Here is a 3,194-nt window from a genome sequence, read left to right on the forward strand (position 1 = left end):
TGGGGTACCCGTCGCCAGCTACGCCCGGGCGGGTACCGAAGAACTGGCCCGGGCGGCAGTGGAGGCTCTGGGAAACCGGGGAGCGGTACTGCTGGCCAATCACGGCGTGGTGGGTGTGGGACGGAATCTTGAAGAAGCATTCATGGTCTGTCAGATTGTAGAGAAGTCGGCCAAAGTTTATGTCTGGGCCGACCTGGTGGGACGGCCGGCCATTTTACCTCCCGAAGAAGTGGAGGTATTGAGAAATTCTTACCTGTACAGCTACAGCCAGTTCGTCGTGAGGAATTCCGGACCAATTCCCCGGCCGGGGGACGAACGGTGAGGTGACCGGGGTCCGGAAGGTATCATGTTCTGTGCAGGAGTCAAAAAATGTTTCGGGATCCGGGGGGTTGGTTATGAGCATATTGATCCGCGGGGCTACCGTGGTGACCATGGAGGAGCCGAAGTCTATTTTTGAAAACGGAGAAATCGTCGTTGAAGGGCAGTACATAAGCCATGTGGGGCCGGCAGGGAGCGTTTCACAGGGGCGCATCTTTGACCGGGTAATCGATGCCCGGGGAATGCTGGCCATGCCCGGTTTTGTCAACTGCCATACACACGCAGCCATGACATTGTTCCGCGGTTATGCGGACGACCTGCCCTTGATGCAGTGGCTGCAGGAAAAGATCTGGCCTGTGGAGGAGCGGCTTGAGCCCGAAGATATCTACTGGGGGACCCTGCTTTGCTGCCTGGAAATGATCCGTTCCGGGACCACTACCTTCGCCGATATGTACTTCCACATGGACGAGGCGGCCCGGGCGGTGGAAAAGGCGGGGTTGAGGGCCAGCCTGTCCCGTGGCATGATCGGGCTTTCCCCGGGTGCTGGGGAGGCACTGGCATACAGCCGCCGTTTTATCCGTGACTGGCATGGGCAGGCCGGGGGACGCATTACCACCATGCTGGGGCCTCACGCACCTTATACCTGCCCGCCCGATTTTTTGAGGCGGGTTATTGAACTTGCTGCCGATTTAAAAGTCGGGATCCATATCCATATCGCGGAAACACGGGCAGAAATCGAGGAAATAGGTCGAAAATACGGCAAAACGCCTGTTGCCCTGATGGATGAAGTGGGCCTGTTTGAGTTGCCCGTGCTGGCAGCCCATTGCGTCTATCTGGATGAAAATGACATACGCATTCTCGCCGAAAAGAAGGCAGGTATAGCCCATAACCCTGAGAGCAACATGAAGCTGGCCAGTGGTATTGCCCCCGTAACCCGTCTGCTGGCCGCTGGAGCGCTGGTGGGCCTGGGTACCGATGGGGCGGCCAGCAACAACAACCTCGACATGATGGAAGAGATGCGTTCAGCGGCGTTGCTTCAGAAGGTTGCCACCATGGACCCCACAGCCCTGCCTGCCTTTGATGCCCTGTCCATGGCCACGGTAAATGGTGCCCGCGTGCTGGGGCTTAATGACGTGGGTCTGATTAAACCCGGTTATAAAGCGGATATTATTTTAATTAACCTTGACCAGCCCCATTTCTACCCGCGGCACGACCTGGTGGCCCACCTGGTTTATGCTGCCCGGTCGGCGGATGTGGAAACGGTAATCGTAGACGGCCAGGTGGTCATGGAGAAAAGGAAAGTGCTCACCATGGACGAGGAAGAGGTATACCATGAAGTGCAGAAACGTGCCCAGAGGTTGGTTGGGGCAGGCCTTTAAATGCGAGCAGGGCAATTATCCTCCAGAACAAGCTGGCCCCGGTACGTTGCCCTGTTGTCCGATAGCGAGCCGCGGCGGCTTTCAACGCGGGTCACCGGGGGAGCGTGGGTAACGCGGCATTATAGCGGGGCCACTGAAATTATTCAGGGAGCAGGTGAAGGTGACTATATGGCGGTAGTGAAGCTGACCCGGGGCCGTCACCACCGGGTCTTGAACGGACATCCCTGGGTTTACCGCACCGAGGTGGAAGGTATTCACGGTCATTTTAATCCCGGCGATGTGGTGGAAGTGGTGGACCACCGGGGGCGTTTTGTGGGGCGGGGTTATATCAACCCTTCCTCACAGATCCTGGTACGCCTCTTCACCCGGGAGCAGAGGGAAAAGATCGACCGGGAATTTTTCCGCCGGCGTTTATCGGCGGCCCTGGAATACCGCCGCCGGGTGGTGCGGCATACCAGCGCCTGCCGGCTGGTTTTCGCCGAGGCCGATTTCTTGCCCGCGCTGGTCGTGGACAGGTTTGGCGATTACCTGTCCCTGCAAACCCTGGCCCTGGGGATAGATGTGCACAAAAATACAATCGTAGAAATTCTGGATGAACTATTAAAACCTGCCGGTATTTACGAAAGAAACGACGTTTCAGTACGGGAACTGGAGGGTCTGCCCCTGGTGACGGGTTTTCTGAAAGGCCCCTTCAACCCGGTAGTGGAGATAGAAGAAAATGGGCTGCGATTTTTAGTGGACCTGGCAGGGGGGCAGAAAACGGGCTATTTTCTGGACCAGAGGGAAAACCGCCTGGCTCTGGAGGGTCTGGCCCAAGGTGCCCGCGTGCTGGACTGTTTTTGCCATACCGGTACTTTTTCCATCTATGCCGCCCGTTTCGGGGCCAAAGAGGTCCTTGGTATTGACGTTGCCGGCGACGCTCTGGAAATGGCTCGTGAAAATGCAGCCAGAAACGGGTTCCAGCACATCTGTACCTTCCGGGAGGGAAATGCCTTTGATGAACTCCGCGCTCTCGACCGGGCCGGAGAACGGTTCGACCTGATCATTCTCGACCCTCCGGCTTTTACCAAATCCAAAGAGGCGCTGGAAGGGGCCATCCGGGGTTACAAGGAGATAAACCTGCGGGCCATGAAACTCCTGCCTGCAGGCGGTTTTCTGGTCACCTGCTCGTGTTCTTACCATATGACCGAAGATCTCTTTCTGGAGGTACTGCTTGACGCCGCCCGCGACGTGGGGCGGCAGTTGCGCCTGGTTGAAATGCGCCGCCAGGCCAAAGACCACCCCATGCTCCTTGCTTCGCCGGAAACGTATTATTTGAAATGTTTCGTGCTGCAGGTGTGGTGAAGCCTTGAAAATCAAGGCTTCCGGGGTTTTGGCATAAGCTGGAAGTCCAGAACAGTCCAGGAGAGACCCCTTGATTTTACTGGGTTTTTGGACAGTCGTTAGCAAACCCGTTAGCAAACGTTAGCAAGTGGTTAGCAAGATTTGCGAACATGC

The 3,194-nt window shown here is 56.8% G+C and carries 3 protein-coding genes; all 3 read left to right on the forward strand.

Annotation, left to right across the window (positions count from 1 at the left end; genetic code table 11):
* Positions 1-322, forward strand: a 322-nt coding sequence (locus ACPLUI_RS13085; protein WP_424660695.1) for a class II aldolase/adducin family protein, incomplete at its 5' end; no start/stop codon positions are given.
* A 73-nt stretch (positions 323-395) separates the two neighbouring features.
* On the forward strand, positions 396-1,697 hold the full coding sequence (locus tag ACPLUI_RS13090; protein ID WP_424660696.1) for an amidohydrolase: 1,302 nt from the start codon (positions 396-398) through the stop codon (positions 1,695-1,697).
* 168 nt (positions 1,698-1,865) lie between these two features.
* A complete protein-coding gene (locus tag ACPLUI_RS13095; protein ID WP_424660697.1) occupies positions 1,866-3,041 on the forward strand; it encodes a class I SAM-dependent rRNA methyltransferase in 1,176 nt (391 codons plus the stop codon).
* Positions 3,042-3,194: the final 153 nt, after the last annotated feature.

The sequence above is a fragment of the Desulfofundulus sp. genome (assembly GCF_049701015.1).
Lineage (GTDB): Bacteria > Bacillota > Desulfotomaculia > Desulfotomaculales > Desulfovirgulaceae > Desulfofundulus.

Bases quoted from the DNA above. Each gene is read 5' to 3' on its own strand.
- ACPLUI_RS13090 (WP_424660696.1), top strand. From the start codon at position 396: ATGAGCATATTGATCCGCGGGGCTACCGTGGTGACCATGGAGGAGCCG.
- ACPLUI_RS13095 (WP_424660697.1), top strand. From the start codon at position 1,866: ATGGCGGTAGTGAAGCTGACCCGGGGCCGTCACCACCGGGTCTTGAAC.